The sequence below is a fragment of the Sphingopyxis panaciterrulae genome, assembly GCF_014199295.1.
GTDB lineage: Bacteria > Pseudomonadota > Alphaproteobacteria > Sphingomonadales > Sphingomonadaceae > Sphingopyxis > Sphingopyxis panaciterrulae.
Genome location: NZ_JACIJH010000001.1, coordinates 305,845 through 322,004 on the forward strand (window position 1 = coordinate 305,845; position 16,160 = coordinate 322,004).

Annotated in this window: 10 protein-coding genes; 8 read left to right on the plus strand and 2 right to left on the minus strand. The window is 66.3% G+C overall.

Going from position 1 to position 16,160, the window contains the following annotated elements; genetic code table 11:
• Positions 1-150 precede the first annotated feature (150 nt).
• Positions 151-1,428 (minus strand): phosphoribosylamine--glycine ligase, encoded by a 1,278-nt coding sequence (purD, locus tag FHR21_RS01560; RefSeq protein WP_184094614.1) that lies wholly within the window; start codon positions 1,426-1,428, stop codon positions 151-153.
• Here purD and xseA point away from each other — a divergent pair.
• The 5 genes from xseA (at position 1,427) to FHR21_RS01585 (ending at position 7,780) form a co-directional block, all read left to right on the plus strand.
• A complete protein-coding gene (xseA, locus tag FHR21_RS01565; protein ID WP_184094616.1) occupies positions 1,427-2,884 on the plus strand; it encodes an exodeoxyribonuclease VII large subunit in 1,458 nt (485 codons plus the stop codon). The two genes, purD and xseA, sit on opposite strands and share 2 nt — an antisense overlap.
• A 77-nt stretch (positions 2,885-2,961) precedes the next feature.
• On the plus strand, positions 2,962-3,174 hold the full coding sequence (locus FHR21_RS01570) for a DUF2093 domain-containing protein (RefSeq protein ID WP_184094618.1): 213 nt from the start codon (positions 2,962-2,964) through the stop codon (positions 3,172-3,174).
• The gene (locus FHR21_RS01575) at positions 3,171-4,079 is read left to right on the plus strand and encodes a M23 family metallopeptidase (protein WP_184094621.1); all 909 of its coding nucleotides are present in this window, start codon (positions 3,171-3,173) and stop codon (positions 4,077-4,079) included. The genes FHR21_RS01570 and FHR21_RS01575 overlap by 4 nt, the downstream gene beginning before the upstream one ends.
• Positions 4,080-4,351: 272 nt before the next feature.
• A complete protein-coding gene (locus FHR21_RS01580) occupies positions 4,352-7,411 on the plus strand; it encodes a TonB-dependent receptor domain-containing protein (protein ID WP_184094623.1) in 3,060 nt (1,019 codons plus the stop codon).
• 105 nt (positions 7,412-7,516) lie between these two features.
• Positions 7,517-7,780, plus strand: a complete 264-nt coding sequence (locus FHR21_RS01585; RefSeq protein WP_184094625.1) for a hypothetical protein — start codon at positions 7,517-7,519, stop codon at positions 7,778-7,780.
• Between the two features lie 57 nt (positions 7,781-7,837).
• Here the strand turns inward: FHR21_RS01585 and clpB are convergent, their stop codons facing one another.
• Positions 7,838-10,417 (minus strand): ATP-dependent chaperone ClpB, encoded by a 2,580-nt coding sequence (gene clpB / locus FHR21_RS01590; protein ID WP_184094627.1) that lies wholly within the window; start codon positions 10,415-10,417, stop codon positions 7,838-7,840.
• A 130-nt stretch (positions 10,418-10,547) separates the two neighbouring features.
• Between clpB and FHR21_RS01595 the strand changes: the two genes are divergently transcribed.
• The 3 genes from FHR21_RS01595 to FHR21_RS01605 all read left to right on the plus strand — a co-directional run bounded on the left by FHR21_RS01595 (position 10,548) and on the right by FHR21_RS01605 (position 16,008).
• Positions 10,548-12,701: an acylase gene (locus FHR21_RS01595; protein WP_184094629.1), complete on the plus strand. Its 2,154-nt coding sequence runs from the start codon at positions 10,548-10,550 to the stop codon at positions 12,699-12,701.
• 92 nt (positions 12,702-12,793) lie between these two features.
• Positions 12,794-15,679, plus strand: a complete 2,886-nt coding sequence (locus FHR21_RS01600; protein ID WP_184094631.1) for a M16 family metallopeptidase — start codon at positions 12,794-12,796, stop codon at positions 15,677-15,679.
• A gap of 26 nt (positions 15,680-15,705) precedes the next feature.
• On the plus strand, positions 15,706-16,008 hold the full coding sequence (locus FHR21_RS01605; RefSeq protein WP_184094633.1) for a hypothetical protein: 303 nt from the start codon (positions 15,706-15,708) through the stop codon (positions 16,006-16,008).
• Positions 16,009-16,160: the final 152 nt, after the last annotated feature.

Consider the following 16,160-nt stretch of genomic DNA (forward strand, 5'->3'; position numbering starts at 1 on the left):
ATCTCCCTTTGGGTCAACTTATGCGGGGTTGAAGCCTATCTCAAGGGTGGTCTGAGTCTTCATTCCTCGTCCTTCTCGTGAAGGCGGGAATCCCGCTCTGAGGCTGGCTCGCTGGATTCCCGCTTTCGCGGGAATGACGAAGGGGGGACGCTATTTAGCTTCGCGCGCGACTTCGCGCCAGCCAATGTCGCGGCGGCAGAAGCCGGTCGGGAAATCGATCCGGTCGACCGCGGCATAGGCGCGCGCCTGCGCCTCGGTGACGCTCTTGCCCGTTGCGGTGACGTTCAGCACGCGACCGCCCGCGGCGACGATCGTCCCGTCCGCCCTCGCGGTGCCGGCGTGGAAGACGCGGACGCCGCCTGCCTCGGCATCGGCGATGCGGCGGATCGCGCCGCCCTTTTCGGGCGCGCCCGGATAGCCGTTCGCGGCCATCACCACGGTGAGCGCGAAATCCTGTGCGAAGACGGGCGGCTGCGCGTCGGCAAGGGTGCCGGTCGCGGCGGCGTGGAGCAGGCCCGCGAAATCGCCGGCGAACCGCATCATCAGCACCTGGCATTCGGGATCGCCGAAGCGGCAATTATATTCGATCAGCTTCGGTCCTTCCCCGGTCAGCATCAGCCCGGCGAAGAGCACCCCGACATAGGGCGTGCCCTCGGCGGCCAGAGTGGCGACGGTCGGGCGGATGATACGGTCCATGACCTGCGCCTCGATCTCGTGGGTCAGCACCGGGGCGGGGCAGTAGGCGCCCATGCCGCCGGTGTTGGGGCCGGTGTCGCCGTCGCCGACGCGCTTGTGGTCCTGCGCGCTGCCGAAGGCGACAACGTGGCCGCCGTCGGTGAGCGCGAAGAAGCTCGCTTCCTCGCCGGTTAGAAACTCCTCGATGACGACCTCGGCCCCCGCGCCGCCGAAGGCGCCCGCGAACATGTCGTCGATGGCTGTCGCCGCCGCCTCGCGCGTCTCGGCGATGATCACGCCCTTGCCCGCGGCGAGGCCATCGGCCTTGATGACGACGGGAATCGTGAAACCTTCGAGTACGGCATGGGCTTCCTCGGCCGAGGTGGCGCGGACGTAGGCGGCGGTCGGGATGCCGGCGCGCGCGCACAGATCCTTGGTGAAGCCCTTCGACCCTTCGAGCCGCGCCGCCGCCGCGCCGGGGCCGAAGACCGCGACGCCGATGGCGCGCAGCCGGTCGGCGAGCCCCGCGACCAGCGGCGCCTCGGGCCCGACGACGACGAAGGCGATGGCGTGGGCGCGAACGAAGGCGATCAGCCCGTCGAGATCGTCGGCGGCGACGGGCACGCATTCGGCGTGAATCTCTATCCCCGGATTGCCGGGCGCGGCATAGAGCTTGTCGCAGCTTGCCGATTGTGCGAGCTGCCACGCCAGTGCATGTTCGCGGCCCCCCGAGCCCACCAGCAGGATATTCATGTCCGTTCCTTTTCCCGATCCGGCGTCCGAAGGCGACACGCCCGCGCGGCTGTTAGCCGAGGCTGGAGCGCCCGACAATCATTTGGGCTCTCCGCCCGTGGGCGACGGCGCCCCTGCGCTGTCGGTCAGCCAATTGTCGGCGGCGATCAAGCGCACGGTCGAGGACGGGTTCGCGCGGGTGAGGGTGCGCGGCGAGCTGTCGGGCGCCAAGCGGGCGGCGTCGGGGCATTTCTATGCTGGCCTCAAGGACGACAATGCCCTGATCGACATCGTGATGTGGAAGGGGCAGGCGTCGCGCCTCGCCTTTCGGCCCGAGGACGGGATCGAGGTGATCGCGACCGGCCGGGTCACCACCTATCCGGGACGGTCGAAATATCAGCTCGTCGTCGACAGCCTCGAGGTCGCGGGCGAAGGCGCGCTGATGCTGCTCTTCGAGAAATTGAAAGCGCGGCTCGGCGGCGAGGGGCTGTTCGACCGCGAGCGCAAACAGCCGCTGCCCTATCTGCCGCGCACGATCGGCGTCGTCACCTCGCCGACCGGCGCGGTGATCCGCGACATCCTCCACCGCCTCGCCGATCGCTGCCCGACGCATGTGATCGTCTGGCCGGTGCTGGTGCAGGGCGAGGGCGCGGCGGCGCAGGTCGCGAGGGCGGTGCGCGGTTTCGACGCGCTTGCGCCCGGCGGGCCGGTGCCGCGCCCCGACCTCGTCATCATCGCGCGCGGCGGCGGGTCGATCGAGGATCTGTGGGCATTCAACGAGGAGGTGGTCGTCCGCGCGATCGCCGATTGCCGAATCTCGACGATCAGCGCCGTGGGGCATGAAACCGACGTGACGCTCGCCGACTATGCCGCCGACACGCGCGCGCCGACGCCGACCGCCGCCGCCGAGATGGCGGTGCCGGTGCGCGCGGAACTGACCGCGCAACTTGCGACCTGGGGCGGGCGGATGATCGGCGCGGCGAGCCGGCACCAGGGGCTGTGCGGCGAGCGACTGGCGGCGCTGGCGCGCCATCTGCCGCGGCGCGACGCGCTCTATGCGCCGCAGCACCAGCGGCTCGACGATGCCGGCGACCGGCTCGATCGCAGCCAGCGGCACCGGCTGGCGGTGATCGCCGAGCGGCTGGCGAGCCGGTCCGCCGCGTTGCGCCCGGCGCTGCTTGCTCGGCGCTGGGACCGCGATCAGGCGCGCCTCGACGGGCTGGCGCGACTGCTGGCCTCGCTCGACCCGCGCGCGTTGCTCGCCCGCGGCTATGCGATGGTGCGCGATGCCGGCGGGTCGATCATTGCCAGCGCCGGCGCGGCGCGCGGGGCGGGGCATTTACGGCTGATGTTCGCCGATGGCGAAGTGCCGGTGGCGGTGAGCGAGGGCGATGCGCCGGCGCCTTCGCCCGCGCCCAAGCCAGCGCGCAAGGCGCCATCTTCGCCGCCCGAGCGAGGGCAGGGCGAGCTGTTCTGACGGCAGCGGGGGTGGCCGCGCGGCGCGATGCTGCTATAGTTCGGTGTCCTGCTTTCCCTCCCGACGGATTTTCGACCATGTTGATCGCCAGCCGCAACCGCCTCGCCCGCCTGCAATATGGCCCCAACGGCTTTCGTATCCTGTCGCCGGGCGACCATGTGCTGTGCGCGGTGACCGGCGTGGTGATCGGGCTCGACGAGTTGCGCTACTGGTCGGTGGCGCGGCAGGAGCCCTATGCCAGCGCCGCGATTTCGACGCAGGCCGCGCTAGACGACGCCCGCAAGGCATGAAGGGTCGGCACGCCGCGGCGTGGCCGCTGCTGCTGGCGCTCGCCAGTTGCGTGCCGCCGGCGGCCGCGCCCGTCGAGCCGGCGCCGGCTCCGACGGCGCCGCCCGCTCCGACGCCCGCTCCGCCCGCCGCGCCCGTCGACGCAGATTTCACCATCCTGCGCGGCACGCCGGTACAAGGCGGCCTGCTGCTCGGCCGGGTGCCGGAGACGACGCGCGCGCTGGCGCTCGACGGCCGGGCGATCCCCGTCGCCGCCGACGGCGGCTTCCTGATCGCCTTCGACCGCGATGCGCCGGCGCGCCAGCGTCTCGTCGCGACGCTCGCCGACGGGCGGACGGTTGAGCGCGGCTTCACCGTCGCCGCGGGCGACTGGCGGATCGAGCATGTCAACGCGCCTTATCGGGGCAGCGCGTCGAGCGACGCCGAATTTGCGCGCCGCCGCCCCGCCGAGCTGGCGCAGATCGCGGCAGCGCGGCGCGTCGACCATGACGTCGACGGCTGGCGGCAGGCGTTCCGCTGGCCGGCGACCGGGCGGCTGTCGGGTTTCTTCGGGTCGCAGCGCGTCTATCAGGGCAAGCCAGGCAGCTATCATGGCGGCACCGACATTGCGCTGCCCGCCGGCACGCCTTTCTATGCGCCGGCCGACGGAGTGGTGACGCTGGCCGCGGCGACGCCCTTCACACTGGAAGGGCATTTGCTGATCGTCGACCATGGCATGGGGCTTAACAGCGCCTTTCTGCACTGCCAGAGCCTCGCGGTGAAGGTCGGCGACCGGGTGGTGCAGGGCCAGCGGCTCGGCACCGTCGGCCGGACCGGACGGGCGACCGGCCCGCACCTCCACTGGGGGCTGAAATGGCGCGACGCGCGCCTCGATCCCGCGACGCTTGCAGGACCGATGCCGCGCTAATTCTTTTGCTGCGCCGCAGCAAAACCGGTAACGCCTGAAACAAAATGTCGCGAAATGGGCGATGCTATGATCTTGTATTTCGCCGCGTCTCGGCAATGTTGCAAATACGTCACAATGCCCCGCGAAACCGCAAAAATGGGGGGGAATTTCCTTTACTCAAAATGAATGAGGGGTCATCCCGCAGCCTATCGGGGTGTCTGGCGCGGGGGCGATTCAGCCTGCGCGCGCCATCCATTCAGGTAATTCAGCCACCAGTAGCAAGGGACTGCACTGTGAAGAAAACCCATTTTTCGAAGCTGAAATTGAGCGTCGCGCCCATCGTCCTGGGCGTCGCGCTGGTTTCGGCTCCCGCTTTCGCGCAGGACGCACCGGCGGATGAGGGCGCGACCTCGGCCGACGACACGATCGTTGTTACCGGTTCGATTCTGCGTCGTACCAACACCGAAGCGCCGTCGCCGGTCACTGTGCTCAGCTCGGAAACGCTCCAGGAGCGCGGCATCAACACGGTCGCCGATGCGGTGCAGCGCCTGTCGGCCAACGGCGCGGGCACGATCACCCAGGGCTGGAACACCGGCTTCAACTTCGCCTCGGGCGCGAACGCGCCGGCGCTGCGCGGCCTGACCGTGCAAGCGACGCTGTCGATTTCGGATGGCCTGCGCATGGCGCCCTATCCGCTCGCGGATGACGGCCAGCGCAACTTCGTCGACCTCAACACCATCCCGAACGCCGTCATCGACCGCATCGAGGTGCTGCGCGACGGTGCGTCGTCGACCTATGGCGCCGATGCGATCGCGGGTGTGATCAACATCATCACCAAGAAGGAAATCCAGGGTCTCCATCTCGGCGGCTCGGTCGGCATCTCGCAGCGCGGCGATGCCGGCGAACAGCGCGTCGACGTGACCTGGGGCTATGGCGACCTCGCCGACCAGGGTTTCAACTTCTACGTCAGCGGTGAATATCAGAAGCAGGACGCGCTCTGGGCACGCGACCGCGGCTATCCATTCAATACCCAGGACTGGACGGGTGTTTGTGGGGCAAGCGGTAGCTGCCTGACCAATCTCAACTGGAACGGCTACACCCCAGAAAACGGGTCGTTCAACGGTTTGATCAGCATTCCGGGCGTCACGCTCGTCCGTCCCGTGGACGATGATCCGCTCGTGACTCCGGATACGGCTCCGAACCCGCTGACGGGCGCTGGACGGTTCGAGTTCCTGAACTCTGCCGCCGGTTGCCGTGGATATAATATGCACCAGAACACCGGCGGATCGACCACGGCCCCGTTGGCTGGAGTTTGCGAAGTTGATTTTCACGGCGACTATATCATGTTGCAGCCGGAGATCGAGCGTAAGGGCCTGACCGCGCGGTTTACCGCCAATGTCGGCGACCGGGCGCAGGTCTATGCGATGGCCAACTATTATCAGACGAACAGCTTTGCGTCGTTCACGCCGCTGGGCTTCAACGGCACGCCGACGCCGCCGAACAACGGCGCGCTGGCCTATAACGTCATGCTTCCGGTCTATGTCTGCAACACCGGCGTCGGCACGGCGACCGGTACGGGCACGGGATGCGACGACACCAATGGCGTTCTCAATCCCTACAACCCATATGCTGCCGACGACCGCACGGCGCAGGCGTTCGTCCGCTCGACCCGTCCCCGCACCGTCTCGACAAGCTCGCGCGCGCTGCGCGGCGTGCTCGGCATCGAGGGCAGCTTCGGTGACGACTGGCGCTATTCGGCCAACTTCACGGCATCCGAAGTGCGCCTGAAGCGCACCCAGGACGGTTATTACATTCCGCAGCGCATCATGGATGCCGTCGCGCGCGGCCAGATCAACTTCAACGATCTGGAAGCCACGCCGCAGGACGTCTGGGATTATATCGGACCGCGTCAGGTCACGACGTCGGTGTCGGAGCTGTGGCAGGTCCAGGGCACGCTTGCCAAGGATCTGTTCGAGCTTCCCGGCGGTCCGCTGCAGGCAGCGGTCGGCGTGTCGTATCGCGATGAGTCGATCGACGCCCCGAGCGCCAATCCGGGCACGCTGGGCAACCAGTATGATCGCTATTACAGCATCAACTCGGTGGGTACTGCCGGTAGCCGTAACGTGAAGTCGGCCTTCTTCGAGCTGAGCGCGCCGGTCGTCGAACAGCTCGAGCTCAGCGTCTCGGGCCGCTACGACGATTATTCGACGGGCCAGTCGAACTTCTCGCCGAAGGTTGGCGTCAAGTTCACGCCGATCCCGCAGGTTGCGATCCGTGGTACCTTCTCGAAGGGTTTCCGCATCCCGAGCTTCAACGAAAGCTTCGGTCTGCCGACCACGGGTTATGTGACGCGCACGGTGAATTGCGGCACGGATGCAGCACCCGGTCCGCAGGCGGCTTTCTGTAAGGCACACTCGCCGGATGGCACGATTGCCAACGCGAACGCCTATGCCACGGGCAACTATTCGCTGGGCCTGACGCAGGTTGGCAACCCCGACCTGGATCCCGAAAAGTCGACGGCCTTCACCGCTGGCGTCATTTTCGAACCGATCCGTAATGTCAGCCTGACGGTCGACTTCTGGCATATCAAGGTCAAGAACCTGATCACCGGCGTTACCAGCACTGGTCCTGCCGAAGCGGCCTACTACGCCAATAACGGCAATGTGAATATTCCGGGTATCACTGCGATCGCAGGCCAGCCGGATCCGGCGTTTCCGAACGCACTGCCGGTGCTGGGCTTCATCCAGTCGTCGTTCACCAACCAGGATCAGCAGACGGTCAGCGGCATCGACTTCGGCGCGCGCGCCAGCCTGCCGATTGGCAACTCGCTGACCTGGCGCACTGACTTGGATGCTTCGTACATGCTGAAGTACGAGCTGAAGACCGACGATGGCGATGTGCTCCGTTATGACGGCACGCTCAGCCCCTGCAACATCACGTCCTGCTCGGGTTCGCCCAAGTGGCGCGCGTCGTGGCAGAACACGCTGGAGTTCGGCGATACCGCGGTCAGCCTGACGGCCTATTACACCAAGGGCTATGACACGGCGTCGATCGACTTTGAGGGCAAGAGAGGCGATTGCGCATATAATGCTGCCAATGGCACGTCGACGCACACTTATGTCGATGAGACTCCGGTCAACTGCAAGACGAAGGATATCTGGAATCTTGACCTGACTGTGTCGCAGAAGATCGGTGACAAGTTCACCGTCTATGCGAACGTGCTCAACCTGCTCGACACCAAGCCGCCGTTCGATCCCGACTCGGCCTATGGCCTGTTCGGCTTCAATCCGGCCTGGGCTGGTCCGAACATCATGGGTCGTTACTTCCGCGTCGGCGCGAAGGTCGACTTCTAAAACAAGGCTTTGTAAGAAGCTTGGGCGGCTCTTTCGGGAGCCGCCCATTTTTTTGGTCCTCTGCGTCGGACACCGTGGATGACATAGCGTAAAGGAGTGGTCTGCGTGATTCGCAAGATTAGCCTCGCGGTGCTGTTGGCCACCGCCCCCGTCGCAACTTTCGCCATGGGCTCAGACAACTCGTCGGCGGACAAACCCGATGAGGAGAAGATTATTTGCAAGCGTGAAGTCGCGACCGGATCGATTATGTCGCGGCGCGTGTGCCATACCAAGGCGGAATGGAAAGCGATCGCAGAGCAGGGCAAGGCCGATATCGACCGCACCCGTGCGATGGAACGTTCGCGCTCGCTGGTGAACGGCAACCGCTGATCCGCGGTCGGGCGACCGGCCCAGGCAGAGCCTGGTCGCCGGCCGTCGATCTCGCTATCAGTCCGGCGTCAGCACCAGTGCCCCGTCGCCTTCGTCGACCTCCACCGTCGACCCGTCCTTGACCTCGCCCTTCAGAATCAGGTCGGCGAGCGGGTCCTGCAGATATTTCTGCACCGCGCGCTTCAAGGGCCGGGCGCCGTAGACCGGATCGTAGCCGACGCGGCCGAGCCAGGTCCGCGCGGCGTCGGTGAGATCGAGCGTTACCTTGCGGTCGGCGAGCAGCTTTTGCACGCGCGCGACCTGGATATCGACGATGCCGCCCATATGCTGCTGCCCCAGGCGGTGGAACAGGACGATCTCGTCGAGCCGGTTCAGGAACTCGGGCCGGAAATGCGCGCGCACCACCTCCATGACCGCGGGTTCGGCCTGCTCGACCGGGGCGTCGTCGGGGAGCGCGGCGATCGCCTGGCTGCCGAGGTTCGAGGTCAGGATGATCAGCGTGTTGGTGAAGTCGACCGTGCGCCCCTGCCCGTCGGTGAGGCGGCCGTCGTCGAGCACCTGGAGCAGGATGTTGAACACGTCGCCATGCGCCTTTTCGACCTCGTCGAACAGGACGACCTGATAGGGGCGCCGCCGCACCGCCTCGGTGAGCACGCCGCCTTCCTCATAGCCGACATAGCCCGGCGGCGCGCCGATCAGCCGCGCGACGCTGTGCTTTTCCATGAACTCGGACATGTCGATGCGGACCATCGCCTGGTCGTCGTCGAACAGAAAGCGCGCGAGCGCCTTGGTCAGTTCGGTCTTGCCGACGCCCGTCGGGCCGAGGAAGAGGAAGCTGCCGAGCGGGCGGTTCGGGTCCTGTAGCCCGGCGCGCGCGCGGCGGACGGCGGTGGAGACGGCGCGGACGGCTTCGTCCTGGCCGATCACGCGCTGGCCGAGCGTATCCTCCATGCCGAGCAGCTTTTCGCGCTCGCCCTCCATCATCCGGTCGACGGGGATGCCGGTCCATTTGCTGACCACCGCCGCGATATCGTCGGCCGTCACCTCTTCGCGGAGCATCGCGTTGCCGGCGATCGCCTGCGCTTCCTCAAGCTGCTTTTCGAGGCCGGGGATGGTGCCGTAGCTGAGCTCGCCCGCCTTGGCGAGATCCCCGGCGCGCTGCGCCTGGTCCAGCGCGCCGCGCGCGGCGTCGAGCTGTTCCTTGATCTTCGCCTCGGCGTGGATCTTGTCCTTCTCGGCCTGCCATTTCTGGGTGAGCTCGGCCGACTGCTGTTCGAGGTTGGCGAGTTCGGCCTGGAGCGAGGCCAGCCGGTCCTTCGACGCGGCATCGCTTTCCTTGCCGAGCGCCGATTCCTCGATCTTCATCTGGATGATGCGGCGGTCGAGCGTCTCGATCTCCTCGGGCTTCGATTCGACCTCCATGCGGATGCGGCTCGCCGCCTCGTCCATCAGGTCGATCGCCTTGTCGGGGAGGAAACGATCGGAGATATAGCGGTTCGACAGCGTCGCTGCGGCGACGATCGCGCCGTCGGTGATCCGCACGCCGTGATGCAGTTCGTATTTCTCCTTGAGCCCGCGGAGGATCGAGATCGAATCCTCGACCGTCGGCTCGCCGACGAAGACGGGCTGGAAGCGCCGCTGGAGCGCGGGGTCCTTCTCGACATATTTGCGATATTCGTCGAGCGTCGTCGCGCCGATGCAGTGGAGTTCGCCGCGTGCGAGCGCGGGCTTCAGAAGGTTCGAGGCGTCCATCGCGCCCTCGCCCTTGCCCGCGCCGACCAGCGTGTGCATCTCGTCGATGAACAGGATGATCTCGCCCTCGGCCGCCTTGACGTCGTCGAGCACGCCCTTCAGCCGCTCCTCGAACTCGCCCCGATATTTGGCGCCCGCGATCAGCGCGCCCATGTCGAGCGCGAGCAGGCGGCGATCCTTCAAACTGTCGGGAACGTCGCCATTGGCGATGCGCAGCGCGAGCCCCTCGGCGATCGCGGTCTTGCCGACGCCGGGTTCGCCGATCAGCACCGGGTTGTTCTTGGTCCGGCGCGCGAGGATCTGCACCGTGCGGCGGATTTCCTCGTCGCGGCCGATCACGGGGTCGAGCTTGCCCTCGCGCGCGACCTCGGTGAGGTCGCGGGCGAATTTCTTGAGCGCCTCATAGCGATCCTCGGCCGAGGCGGTGTCGGCGGTACGGCCGCCGCGCAGATCGTTGATCGCGCCGTTCAGCGCATCGGGCTTCACCCCCGCGTCGGCGAAGGCCTTGCCGACCGGCGTGTTCCCCGCGAGTAGCATCGCGAGCAATAGCCGCTCGACGGTGACATAGCCGTCGCCCGCCTTGGTCGCGACCTGCTCGGCCTGATCGAGCAGGCGCACCGCGTCGTTGTTGAGCCCCGGTGTCGCCTGCGCGCCCGAACCCGAGACGGCGGGAAGCTTGGCGAGCAGCGCGTCGATGCTCTGCACGGCGCGCGCGGGGTCGCCGCCGGCGCGCTGGATCAGGCCCGCGGCCATGCCCTGATTGTCTTCGAGCAGCGCCTTGGCGATATGCTCAGGGGCGATCTGCTGATGGTTCATGCGGATCGCAATCGTCTGCGCCGCCTGCAGAAAGCCCTTGGCGCGGTCGGTGAATTTTTCGAGGTTCATATGCTAAGCCCCTTTCTCGCCGTCAGAGATAGTGTTGCCATTATGCAACACAAGAGGATGGCTTTCCGCGCGGCAAATTTTCCGCCATGAGGTCGCCTCGCAGGTCATAATGCAGGAAGTGGGTCGGCGGATGCGCAAATTTCTGGTGGGGCTGCTTCTGATCGTCGCGATGACGGCGATCGGGCTCGCGATATGGGAGCCGCTCGCCGCCAAGGCGCCTGCCGCGCCGGCCTTCAAGCCGACCGACGTGCAAATCGCGCGCGACGGATTCGGGGTGCCGCATATCTTCGGCAAGACCGACGCCGACGTCGCCTATGGCGTCGCCTATGCCCATGCCGAGGATGATTTCGCGACGCTGCAGGAAGTGCTGGCGATGACGCGCGGGCGCGCCGGAGCGATGCTCGGCGCGGATGGGGCGAAGATCGACTATGTCGCGGCGCTGCTGGGGGTGCGCGAGACGACGGCGCGTGACTGGCCGCGATTGCCGAACGACGTGCGGGCGCTGTTCACCGCCTATGCTGCGGGGCTCAATCATTATGCCGACAAGCATCCGGGCGAGGTACGGATGCGCGGGCTGTTCCCGGTGACGGGCGAGGATGTCGTCGCGGGCTTCGTGCTGCGCTCGCCCTTTTTCTTTGGACTCGATTCGGTGCTCGGTGAGTTGACCGATGGCCGGCCGCTGGGGCGCGAGGGCGGCCCGGCGCTCGATGTCACCGGCAAGATCGTGCCGCGTGCCGACACGCCGCTGGGACGCGATCCGGGATCGAACGGCTCGAACGCGATGGCGGTCGCGCCGGGGCGCTCGACCGACGGCGCGACGCGGCTCGTCTCCAACTCGCACCAGCCGTGGACCGGCGGGGTCGCCTGGTACGAACTGGTCGTCCACTCGGGCGAAGGGTGGGATTTCGCCGGCGCGAACTTCCCCGGATCGCCCTATCCCTTCCTCGGCCATAACAAATATCTTGGCTGGACCAACACGGTGAACCGGCCCGACCTGATCGACGTCTATAAGCTGACCCTCGACGAGAGCGGCGAGAATTATCGCTTCGACGGCCAGTGGCGGCCGCTCGAGAAGAAGCGGATTTGGCTGAAGGTGCGGTTCGGACCCTTCGTGCTGCCGGTGCCGCGCACCGTCTGGCGATCGGTGCAGGGGCCGGTCATCAAGAATGAAAAGGGCGCGTTCGCGATCCGCTATGCCGGGCAGGACCAGGCGAACATGGTCACCCAATATTACCGGCTGAACAAGGCCCGGAATTTCGCCGAATGGCGAGCGGCAATGGCGTTGCAGGGGGTGCCGGCGACGAACTTCGTCTATGCCGACGCGAAGGGGAATATCGGCCTTTTCTACAATGCGATGTTCCCCGACCGGCCGCAGGGGTTCAACTGGCGCGGGATATTGCCCGGAGATATTTCGGCCGATGTATGGACGAAGACGCTGCCCTTCGACCGCGCGCCGGCGCTCGTCAATCCGGCGTCGGGCTATGTCATCAATGCGAACAATACGCCATGGGTCGCGGCGGGGCCGGGCGACGAGCTCGACGCCGCCGCCTTTTCGCCGCTGCTCGGCATCGAGGATGACATGACCAATCGCGCGACGCGGCTGATCGCGTTGTTCGAAGCGTCGGGGCAGATCGACGAGGCGCGGCTGAAGGCGATCAAATATGACACCGCCTATGCGAAGACGGGCTATGCCAAGGCATGGATCGACAAGCTGCTCGCGCTCGACACGCGGGACGACCCGGCGCTTGCCGAGGCGCAGGCGCTGCTCCGCAAATGGGACTGGAACCTCGACGGCAAGGGGCGCGGCGACGCGCTGGCGCTGATGGTGCTGCGTCCGGCGGGCGGCAGCCATTATCAACGGCGCGCCGACCCCGACCCGCGCACCGTGCTGAAGGAGGTGGTGGCGCATCTGCAGGAGCATTTCGCCGGGCTCGACCCCAAGCTGGGCACGGTGCTGCGCCTGCGCCACGGCGAGGGGCCGAACCGCGTCGACCTGCCCCTCGATGGCGGCAACGACACGGTGCGCGCCTCGACCCTGTGGGATGTCGAGCCCGACGGACGGCTGAAGGTGCGCCACGGCGACAGTTTCATCCTGTTCGTGACCTGGGACAAGGCGGGGCGGGTGCATTCGGAATCGATCCAGCCCTTCGGCGCCGCGACGACGCGCCCCGACAGCCCGCATTACAATGACCAGGCGCCGCTGTTCGTGAAGCATCAACTCAAGCCGGTGCTGTTCGATCCGGCGGCGCTGAAGGCGAGCGGCGCGCGCTTCTATCGGCCTTGAAAGCGGGGTTTGGCCGTCCTAGACCGATGATACAGCGCCGTTCGGCGCGTCCAAGCGAACGTCCGTTCGCCCGTCTTTCGAGAGGATCGTCCATGCCCCGTCTTCACCGCCTTGCCTTTGCCCTTGCCGCGTCGACCGCGCTGGTCGCCGCCGGTCCCGCGCTCGCCAAGGCAAAGGCAGGTCAGGCCGCGCCGATTGCGGAACTCGTGAAGGCGGTCGACATTCCCTATCAGGCCTTCACGCTCGACAACGGGCTGCGCGTGATCGTCCATGAGGACCATAAGGCGCCCGTGGTCGCGGTGTCGGTGTGGTACCGCGTCGGGTCGAAGAACGAGCCCCAGGGCAAGACCGGTTTCGCGCATCTGTTCGAGCATCTGATGTTCAACGGGTCGGAGAATGCGCCCGGCGATTTCTTCGAGCCGCTCGAACAGGTCGGGGCGACCGACAGCAACGGCACGACCAACATGGACCGCACCAATTATTTCGAGACGGTGCCGACCGGCGCCCTTGACCGCGCGCTGTTCCTGGAAAGCGATCGCATGGGGCATCTGCTCGGCGCGGTGACGCAGGAAAAGCTCGATAACCAGCGCGGCGTCGTCCAGAATGAGAAGCGCCAGGGTGACAACCAGCCTTTCGGCCTGCTGCGCTACGAGATTTTCGAGAATCTCTTCCCCTCGGGCCATCCCTATCATCACAGCACCATCGGTTCGATGGCCGACCTCAATTCGGCGACGCTGGATGATGTGAAGGCGTGGTTCACGGGTCATTACGGTCCCAACAACGCGGTGCTGGTGCTCGCCGGCGACATCGACCTTGCGACCGCCAAGGCGAAGGTGGGCGAATGGTTCGGCGACATTCCGCGCGGTCCCGAGGTGCAGATGCCGAAGGTGACGGTGCCGACGCTGCCCGCGCCCTTCGCCAAGCAGGTGCATGACCTGATTCCGACCACGCGCATCTATCGCATGTGGGCGATTCCCGGCCTGAACGATCCCGAGGCGGTGCCGTTGCAGATGGCGATGGGCGTGCTCGGCGGCCTGTCGAGCTCGCGCCTCGACAATGCGATGGTGCGCAAGGACCCGGTCGCGGTCAGCGTCGCCGCCTATGCACAGCCGTTCGAGGATGCCGGCATCCTGATCGTCCAGGCCGACGTCAAGGAGGGCGTCGATCCGGAGCTGGTCGGCAAGCGCCTCGACGAGGAGATCGCGAAATTCCTGGCGACCGGCCCGACCGCCGACGAATTGCAGCGCACTGCGGCGAGCACGCTCGGCGGCACCATCGCAGGGCTCGAATCGGTCGGCGGCTTTGGCGGCAAGGCGGTGACGTTGGCCGAGGGCGCGCTCTATTCGAACGACCCTGCCTATTACAGGACCGAGCTTGCCCGCATGGCGAAGGCGACCCCTGAAGAGGTGAAGGCGGTCGCGAACAAATGGCTGTCGCGCCCGGCCTTTTCGCTGACCTATGTTCCCGGCGAACGCACCGAGGGCGGCGAGAATCGCGGCGGCGCGGTGCGGGCGGACAAGGCGACCGCGGCGGTAGCGCCCGATCGCTATTGGAACCCGGCGCTCGGCGATGTCGGTCCCGATACAGGCGTGGGGACCGCGACCGCGATCGCCGACCGGTCGCAACTGCCGCCGGTCGCGGCGCTGACGGCACTCGATTTTCCGGCAATCGAGCGCGCGACGCTGAAGAATGGGATGGAAGTCGTCTTCGCGCATCGCGACGCGGTGCCGACGGTACAGGTCGCGGTCAGTTTCGACGCCGGCTATGCCGCCGACCCGCACGACGCGCTTGGCACCCAGGCGCTGATGCTCAGCCTGATGGACGAGGGCACGACACACCTCGATTCGATCGCCTTTGCCGAGGCGAAGGAGCGGCTCGGCGCGGCGATCAGTGGATTCGCCAACGCCGACGAGACGATTTTCAGCCTGTTCGCATTGAAGCCCAATCTGCGGCCCTCGCTCACGCTGCTCGCCGACTATATCCGCAATCCCGCCTTCGACGCGAAGGAGTTGGAACGGGTGCGGGCGCAGCAGCTCAACCGGCTGAAATCGGAGTTGAACAACCCACGTGCGATCGCCTCGCGCGTGCTGATGCCGGCGCTTTATGGCGCCGACTATCCCTATGGGATTCCGCCCTCGGGCCTCGGCAACGCCGCGGCGGTGAAGGCGGCGACGCGCGACCAGCTCGCGACGTTCCACGACACATGGATTCGCCCCGACAATGCACGCATCTTTGTCGTCGGCGATACGACGCTGGCCGAAGTGAAGAAAGAGCTCGACGCGACGCTCGGCGAGTGGAAGTCACCCGCGACGTCGAAATCCGAAAAGAATTTCGATGCGGCGATCCCCGAGCCGCAGCCGCGCATCCTGCTCGTCGACCGGCCCAAGTCGCCGCAATCCATCATCATGGCGGGCAAGGTGCTGGGCGTGAAGGGCGGCGACCATCTCGAGATATTGCGCGCCGCCAACGAGGTATTCGGGGGCAGTTTCCTGTCGCGTTTCAACATGAACCTGCGCGAGACCAAGGGCTGGTCCTATGGTGTCTATTCGCAGGTGTCGGGTGACAAGGAGCGGCTGGCCTGGGTCGCCGTCGCGCCGGTTCAGGCCGACCGCACCGGCGATTCGATCAAGGAGTTCCGCAGCGAGCTGACCGCTTTCCTGAACGACAAGGGGACGACGCCGGCCGAGCTGGAACGTACGATCAACAGCAATGTACGCGCGCTGCCGGGCAGCTTCGAAACCTCGGACGACGTGCTGGGCGGCATTCGTTCGATCGTCAAGTTCGGCCGGGCGGACGATTATTACGAAAAGCTGCCCGCAACCTATGAAGCGATGACTGCGGCCGAGATCGATGCGGCGGCGCGCAAGGCGCTGAGCGTCGACGATCTCGTTTACGTCGTCGTCGGCGATGTCGCGACGGTGAAACCGCAGCTTGACGGACTGGGACTGACTGTGGAAACAGCGACACCGGCTAATTAACATCAGTTTCAGTAGGAGAGTCCGAGATGTCTCAAGTCGATGGCAGCTACGAGTGCGTGACCAAGTCGCCGATGGGCGACCAGAAGTCTGTTTTCACCGTCCAGAGCGACGGCGACAGCTTCACCGGGCAGAATGCGGGCGCCATGGGCTCGCTCGACGTCGAGAATGGCAAGGTCGACGGCAACAAGCTGACCTGGACCATGAACATGAAGGTGCCGATGCCGATGACCCTCGAATGCGAGGCGACGATCGACGGCGACGCGCTGACCGGCACGATCAAGGCCGGGCCGTTCGGCTCGATGGCGATGACCGGTACGCGCCAGGGCTGATCACCCGGCGGGTTCGGGACCGGGGCCGTTCGTTGCCGAGGCGACGGACGGCCTCTTTTCGTTTGGGGGCTTCCCTCCTGTCTAAGTGTGAGGTCCACCGTGGGGTGTGGAGCTGCCATACCCCCCCTTTCGTCATCCCGGGCTTGATCCGG

Coding starts and splice junctions, on each gene's coding strand:
- clpB (WP_184094627.1), bottom strand. CDS start 10,417: ATGAACCTCGAAAAATTCACCGACCGCGCCAAGGGCTTTCTGCAGGCG.
- purD (WP_184094614.1), bottom strand. CDS start 1,428: ATGAATATCCTGCTGGTGGGCTCGGGGGGCCGCGAACATGCACTGGCG.
- FHR21_RS01595 (WP_184094629.1), top strand. CDS start 10,548: ATGCGCAAATTTCTGGTGGGGCTGCTTCTGATCGTCGCGATGACGGCG.
- FHR21_RS01600 (WP_184094631.1), top strand. CDS start 12,794: ATGCCCCGTCTTCACCGCCTTGCCTTTGCCCTTGCCGCGTCGACCGCG.
- FHR21_RS01605 (WP_184094633.1), top strand. CDS start 15,706: ATGTCTCAAGTCGATGGCAGCTACGAGTGCGTGACCAAGTCGCCGATG.
- FHR21_RS01575 (WP_184094621.1), top strand. CDS start 3,171: ATGAAGGGTCGGCACGCCGCGGCGTGGCCGCTGCTGCTGGCGCTCGCC.
- FHR21_RS01570 (WP_184094618.1), top strand. CDS start 2,962: ATGTTGATCGCCAGCCGCAACCGCCTCGCCCGCCTGCAATATGGCCCC.
- xseA (WP_184094616.1), top strand. CDS start 1,427: ATGTCCGTTCCTTTTCCCGATCCGGCGTCCGAAGGCGACACGCCCGCG.